Source organism: Inquilinus limosus (assembly GCF_002195995.1).
In the GTDB taxonomy this organism is placed as follows: domain Bacteria; phylum Pseudomonadota; class Alphaproteobacteria; order DSM-16000; family Inquilinaceae; genus Inquilinus; species Inquilinus limosus_C.
The window spans coordinates 1-6,108 of record NZ_NHON01000180.1 but is presented as its reverse complement, the minus strand read 5'-3'; the positions used below and the strand labels follow the sequence as shown (position 1 = coordinate 6,108).

4 protein-coding genes are annotated in these 6,108 nt (G+C 72.3%); all 4 read left to right on the top strand.

Features of this window, described 5'->3' with window-relative positions; all coding sequences use genetic code 11:
• Window positions 1–79: 79 nt before the first annotated feature.
• Complete coding sequence (locus BWR60_RS35410) at window positions 80–1,699, top strand: phytoene desaturase family protein (RefSeq protein ID WP_088157957.1); 1,620 nt, start codon at window positions 80–82, stop codon at window positions 1,697–1,699.
• Window positions 1,686–3,251, top strand: coding sequence for a phytoene desaturase family protein (locus tag BWR60_RS35405; protein ID WP_088157955.1), 1,566 nt, complete (start codon window positions 1,686–1,688; stop codon window positions 3,249–3,251). Before BWR60_RS35410 ends, BWR60_RS35405 begins: the two co-directional genes overlap by 14 nt.
• A gap of 203 nt (window positions 3,252–3,454) precedes the next feature.
• Window positions 3,455–4,663 carry an aminomethyltransferase family protein gene (locus BWR60_RS35400; RefSeq protein WP_088157953.1) on the top strand — a complete coding sequence of 403 codons (1,209 nt, stop codon included), beginning with the start codon at window positions 3,455–3,457 and terminating at the stop codon, window positions 4,661–4,663.
• A 2-nt stretch (window positions 4,664–4,665) separates the two neighbouring features.
• Window positions 4,666–6,108: CoA-binding protein (locus tag BWR60_RS35395; protein WP_088157951.1), on the top strand; the 1,443-nt coding region annotated here is incomplete at its 3' end.

Here is a 6,108-nt window from a genome sequence, read left to right as displayed (position 1 = left end):
CCTTTGAGTCCCCCCTCCCGCGAGGGGAGGGGGGACTCAAAGGTGATCAGTCCCGCTCACCTCTTCTCCGTCCCGCCTCATGAAGACCTGGGACGTCATCGTCGTCGGGGCCGGGCACAATGGCCTGGTGGCGGCCGGGTACCTGGCCCGCGCCGGGCTTGACGTGCTGGTCGTGGAGAAGAACGACTGGGTCGGCGGCGCGGCCGTGAGCCGGTCGCTGCATCCCGGCATCCTCTATTCCAATTGCTCCTATGTCTGCAGCCTGCTGCGGCCGGAGATCATGCGCGACCTGGAGCTGCCGCGGCACGGGCTGCAGGTCATCCCCTACGAAGGCGGCGCGGTGTTCACCCGCGACGGCGATGCGCTGGCGACCTATCGCCAGCACGATTCGCACCGGCGCGAGATCCAGCGCTTCTCGCTGCGCGACGCCGAGGCCTATGACCGCTACTCCGCCGACGTCACCCGGCAATGCCGCTTCATCCGCCCGCTGCTGCTGCGCACCCCGCCGGACCCGGCGTCGCTGCGGCCGCGCGACCTGCAGGAGATGCTGTATCTCGGCCGCAAGTTCCACGGCCTGACCGAGACCGAGATGGCCGACACCATCCGGTTCTGGACCATGAGCATCGCCGAGTTCCTGGACGAGTATTTCGAGAGCGAGGTGGTGAAGGCCAGCTTCGCCTTGTCCGGCATCATCGGCACCGCGCTCGGCCCCTGCTCGCCCGGCTCGGCCTATGTGCTGCTGCACCATTACATGGGCGATGTCGACGGCGCCACCGGGGCCTGGGGCTTCGCCCGCGGCGGCATGGGCGCCATCACCCAGGCCATGGCCGGGTCGCTGCGTGCCGCGAAGGGCGAGATCCGCACCGGCGCCGCGGTCGAGCGCATCCTGGTCGAGCATGGCAAGGCGGCCGGCGTGGTGCTGGCCGGCGGCGAGGAGATCCGCGCCCGGCAGGTCGTGTCCAACCTCGACGTCAAGCGCACCTTCCTGACGCTGGTGGAGGAGACGGAGCTGCCGGTCCCCTTCGTCAAGCGCGTCCGCAACTTCAAGATCCGCGGCTCCTCCGGCAAGGTGAACATTGCGCTGGACGCCCTGCCCCGCTTTCCGGCGCTGCCCGAGGGGTCGCCGTGCCTGCGCGGCGACATGCACTTCACCGACAGCGTCGAGCGGATGGAGCGCGGCTATGACGACTGGAAGGCCGGGCGCTGGTCGGCCGACCCGTTCCTGGACATGATGATCCCGACCACGCTGGACCCGACCATGGCGCCGCCGGGGAAGCACTTCATGAGCTGCTTCGTCCAGTACTGCCCGCCCAGGGTCGAGGGGCGCGACTGGACCGATGCCGACCGCGACGCCTTCGGCAAGACCGTGATCGACCAGATCGCCGAGTATTCGCCTGGCTTCCGCGACCTGATCCTGCATGCCGAGATCCGCACCCCGCGCGAGCTGGAGGCCGAGGTCGGGCTGACCGAGGGCAACATCTTCCAGGGCGAGCTGACCTTCGACCAGATCCTGTTCAACCGGCCGGTGCCCGGCTATGCCCAGTACCGATCGCCGGTGGCGGGGCTGTATATGTGCGGATCGTCCACCCACCCCGGCGGCGGGGTGATGGGCGCGCCGGGCCGCAACGCGGCGTCGGAGATGCTGCGCGACCTGAAGCGCAAGCCCGCGATGATGAGCGACGCCTATGACGTCCTGTGACGCCATCATCATCGGCGGCGGCCATAACGGCCTGGTCTGCGCCGCGCTGCTGGCGCGGAAAGGCCGCAAGGTGGTGCTGCTGGAGGCGGCCGAAGAGGTCGGCGGCGCCGCCCGGACGGTGGAGTTCGCGCCGGGCTTCCGCGTGTCGCATGTCGCGCATGTGCTGAACCAACTGCATCCGGAGGTGATCCGGGCGCTGGACCTGGCGCGGCACGGCCTGGCCCTCGCGGCGACCAACATCCCGACCACGGCGCTGTCCGACGACGGCCGGCACCTGACCCTGCACGGCGCCTTCGGCGAGCGGCTGGCGGGCGAGCTGCCGCTCGGCGAGGCCGAGACCTGGGCCCTGCTGCGCGCCCGGCTGCTGCGCTTCGCCGGAGCCCTGCAGCCCTTCCTGACCCAAATTCCGCCCCGGCTGCGCGGCAGTGGGCGCGGCGACGTCCTGGCCTTGGGTAAGCTCGGCTGGACGATCCGCCGGCTGGGCCGCGAGGAGATGCGCGAGTTCCTGCGCATGATCCTGATGGATGTGGCCGATGTGCTGGAGGAGGAGCTGTCGGATTCGCGGCTGATGGGCGCCGTGGCCTTCGACGCGGTGCTGGGCACCCATCTCGGCCCCCGGTCCCCGACCTCGCTGCTGGCGCTGCTGCATCGGCTGGCCGGGCAGGCCGACGGCGTGCCGGCGGCGCTGGCCCTGCCGAAGGGCGGCATGGGCACGGTCGCCGCCGCCATCGCCGCCGCGGCCCGGGCCGCCGGGGTCGAGATCCGCACCACTGCGCCGGTCGCGAGGATCCTGGTCGAGGCCGACCGCGCCGTCGGCGTCGCGCTGGCGGAGGGGGCGGAGATCCGCGCGCCCATCGTCGTCTCGGGCGCCAATCCGCGCACCACCTTCCTCGACCTGCTCGGACCGCGGGCGCTGGACGCCGGCTTCGTCCGCCGCATCGGCCATGTCCGCATGCGTGGCAACGCCGCCAAGCTGCATCTGGCGCTGGACGGGCTGCCGGACGGGTTGGACCCGGCGCTGCTGGCCGGACGGCTGGTCGTGGCGCCGGGCATCGACGCGGTCGAGGCCGCGTTCAACCCGGCGAAATACGGCGAGGCCTCGCCCGAGCCGGTGCTGGAGGCGGTGATCCCGTCCCTGACCGACCCGTCCCTGGCCCCGGCCGGCAAGCATGTGATGTCGGTGGTTGCGCAATACGCCCCGGCCGGGCTGCGCGGCGGGTGGGAGGCCGGCGGCCCGGAGTTCCGCGACCGCATCCTGGCGGTCCTGGAACGGCATCTGTCCGGCCTGTCGGCGCGGGTGCTGGCGGCGGAGCTGCTGACCCCGTCCGACCTGGAGGCGCGCTACCGCATGCCCGGCGGCCATTGGCATCACGGCGAGCTGGCGGTCGACCAGCTGCTGATGCTGCGCCCGGTGCATGGCGCCGGCCAGTACGCGACGCCGGTGCCGGGCCTGTATCTGTGCGGCGCCGGCAGCCATCCCGGCGGCGGGGTGATGGGCGCTGCCGGCCTGAACGCCGCGCGCCGGATCCTGGCGGGAGGGAGCGATGGGTGAAGCTCAGCCGGTGATCCTGCCCGAGCGGATCGGCCGGTGCCGCCCCCTCACCCGGCCCCGCTGTCGCGGGTCCGACCTCTCCCCAAGGGAGAGGCGAAAAGATCCCCTCTCCCTGGGGAGAGGGAGGGGCCCATTCGCGCTTGCGAATGGGAGGGTGAGGGGGAGGCCTCACAGCCTTCCCGATCTGGCCGAGGCTCGCTGACATGCGCCGCCCCCTGCCTCGCGACCATTTCCGCAAGCCGCTGCTGGAGACGCCGTTCCATCCGCGCCTGGCCGCGCTGATGCAGGCCGAGGACTGGACCAATTGGGGCGGCTATGTCTCCGCCCGCACCATCCGCGACGCCGAGCAGGAATACTTCGCCATCCGCAACGCCGCGTCGCTGTTCGACCTGACGCCGATGGTGAAGTACCGCATCGCCGGGCCCGAGGCCGAGGCCTTCCTGGACCGGCTGACCGTGCGCGATGTCTCGAAGCTCGCCATCGGCCGGGTGCACTACACCTGCTGGTGCGACGACGAAGGCCATGTGCTGGACGACGGCACGCTGTTCCGCCTGGCCCCCACCGAGTTCCGGCTGTGCTGCCAGGAGCGGCACCTGAACTGGCTCTTGGATTCCGCCATCGGCTTCGCGGTCGAGATCGCCGAGGAGACCGAGCAGGTGGCCGCCCTGGCGCTGCAGGGCCCGACCAGCCGGGCGCTGCTGACCCGCGCCGGCTTCGACGGCATCGAGACGCTGAAGCCGTTCCAGATCCGCGACTTTCACCTGGACGAGGGCCGGGTCACCGTGTCCCGCACCGGCTTCACCGGCGACCTGGGCTATGAGCTGTTCGCCGAGCCCGAGGCGGCGCTGGAGCTGTGGGACCGGCTGTGGGCCGCCGGCCCCTGGCACGGGCTGCAGGCGATCGGCTTCGCGGCGCTGGACCTGGCGCGGCTGGAGGCCGGCTTCATCATCGCCAACAGCGACTTCATCACCGCCGAGACCGCCATCCGCGTCGACCGTCGCCGCACGCCGGACGAGATCGGCCTGGGCTGGCTGGTGGACGGGAAGAAAGCCGCGTACTGGACCGGCAAGCGCGCGGTCCTGGCGCAGCGCCGCGACCGGTCGGCCCGCTGGTGCCTGGTCGGGCTCGACATCGACGGCAATGTCCCGGCCGACCACGCCATCGTCTATCACAAGGGCAAGACCGAGGCCGGGCAGATCACCGCCGCCGCCTGGTCACCCTCGGCCAAGCGCAACATCGCGCTGGCCTCGCTGCGCCGGCCCTATGGCGACACGGTCAAGGACGACCTCTGGGTCGAGATCTACGCCCTGCGCGAACTGGTCTATCACAAGCTGATGGTGCGGGCCCGGGTGGTGGACCGCCCCTTCTACGACCCGCCGCGGCGCCGGGCCACGCCGCCGGCCGAGACCTGAGCGTGGCGCCGCACCGGCTGGACCCGCTGCTGCGCCCGCGATCGATCGCGGTGGTCGGCGCCAGCGCGCGGGCCGGCTCGGTCGGCGCGGTGATGTTGCGGCAGCTGGTCGAGGGCGGCTTCCTCGGCCCGGTGCATCCGGTCAACCCGAAGGGCGGGACGCTGCGGGGCCTGGCATGCCTGACGTCGATCGCCGACCTGCCGGAGCCGGTGGAGCACGCCGCCTTCTGCCTCGGCGACGAGACCATCGCCGAGGCCTTCGACGCGGCGTTGCGGCACGGGGTGAAGGCCGCGACCATCGTCGCGCCGCTGGCCGACCCGGCCTTGCGCGAGCGCATCCGGGCGATGGCGCTGGAGGCCGGGATCGTGCTGTGCGGCGGCAACGGCATGGGCTTCTACAACTTCACCGACCGGGTGAGGCTGTGCGGCTTCGCCACCCGGCCGGACCATGTGCCCGGCGGCGCCGTGCTGCTGACCCATTCCGGATCGCTGTTCACCGCCCTGGTCGATGCCGAGGCGCGGATCGACTATGCCCTCGCCGTCTCCTCCGGCCAGGAGCTGACCACCACCCTGGCCGACTACCTGGACTTCGCCCTGGACCAGCCGGAGACGCGTGTGGTCGGGCTGTTCCTGGAGGCGGCACGGGCCCCGGAGCGCTTCGTCGCCACTCTGGCGAAGGCGCAGGCGCGCAACATTCCCGTCGTCGCGCTGAAGGTCGGCCGGACGCGCGAGAGCGCCGCCCTGGCGCTGAGCCATTCCGGTGCCATCGCCGGCGACCACGCCGTCTATGACGCGCTGTTCGAGCGCTTTGCCGTCGGCCAGGTGCGCTCGGTGGACGAGCTGGCGTCGGCGATGATGCTGCTGCCGGTCGCGGCCGATCTCGGCCCCGGCGGGCTGGCCAGCACCCATGACAGCGGCGGCGAGCGCGGGCTTATGGTCGACCTGGCATCCGAAGCCGGGGTGCGCTTCGCCGCCCTGTCGCCCGAGACCGTGGCGCGGCTGGAGGCGGCGCTGGATCCCGGCCTGCCGCCGGTCAACCCGCTGGACCATTGGGGCACCGGCCGCAACTACCCGGCCGATTTCGAGGCCTGTTTCCAGGCGCTGATGGCCGACCCGGACACGGCGCTGGGCGCGCTGGCGCTGGACCGCTCGGCCGGCGGCCAGGTCACGCCGCTGTATCTCGAGGTCGCGCACCGGGCGCGGGCGGCCAGCGGCAAGCCGGTGGTGATCGTCTCGAACCACCAGGGCAGCGGCGGCGACCCGGCGGCCGTGGCCTCAACCCGCGCCGGTGTGCCGGTGCTGGACGGGGTGCCGGCTGTCCTGCGCGCCTGCCGCCTCGCCTTCGACCGGCGCGGGTTGAGGCCACGGCCGCCGGGTCGCCGCCGCTGCCCTGGTGGTTCGAGACGATCACCACCGGCTTGCCGCTGGCCGCCCGCGCCCGGTGCG

Coding starts and splice junctions, on each gene's coding strand:
- BWR60_RS35410 (WP_088157957.1), top strand. CDS start 80: ATGAAGACCTGGGACGTCATCGTCGTCGGGGCCGGGCACAATGGCCTG.
- BWR60_RS35405 (WP_088157955.1), top strand. CDS start 1,686: ATGACGTCCTGTGACGCCATCATCATCGGCGGCGGCCATAACGGCCTG.
- BWR60_RS35400 (WP_088157953.1), top strand. CDS start 3,455: ATGCGCCGCCCCCTGCCTCGCGACCATTTCCGCAAGCCGCTGCTGGAG.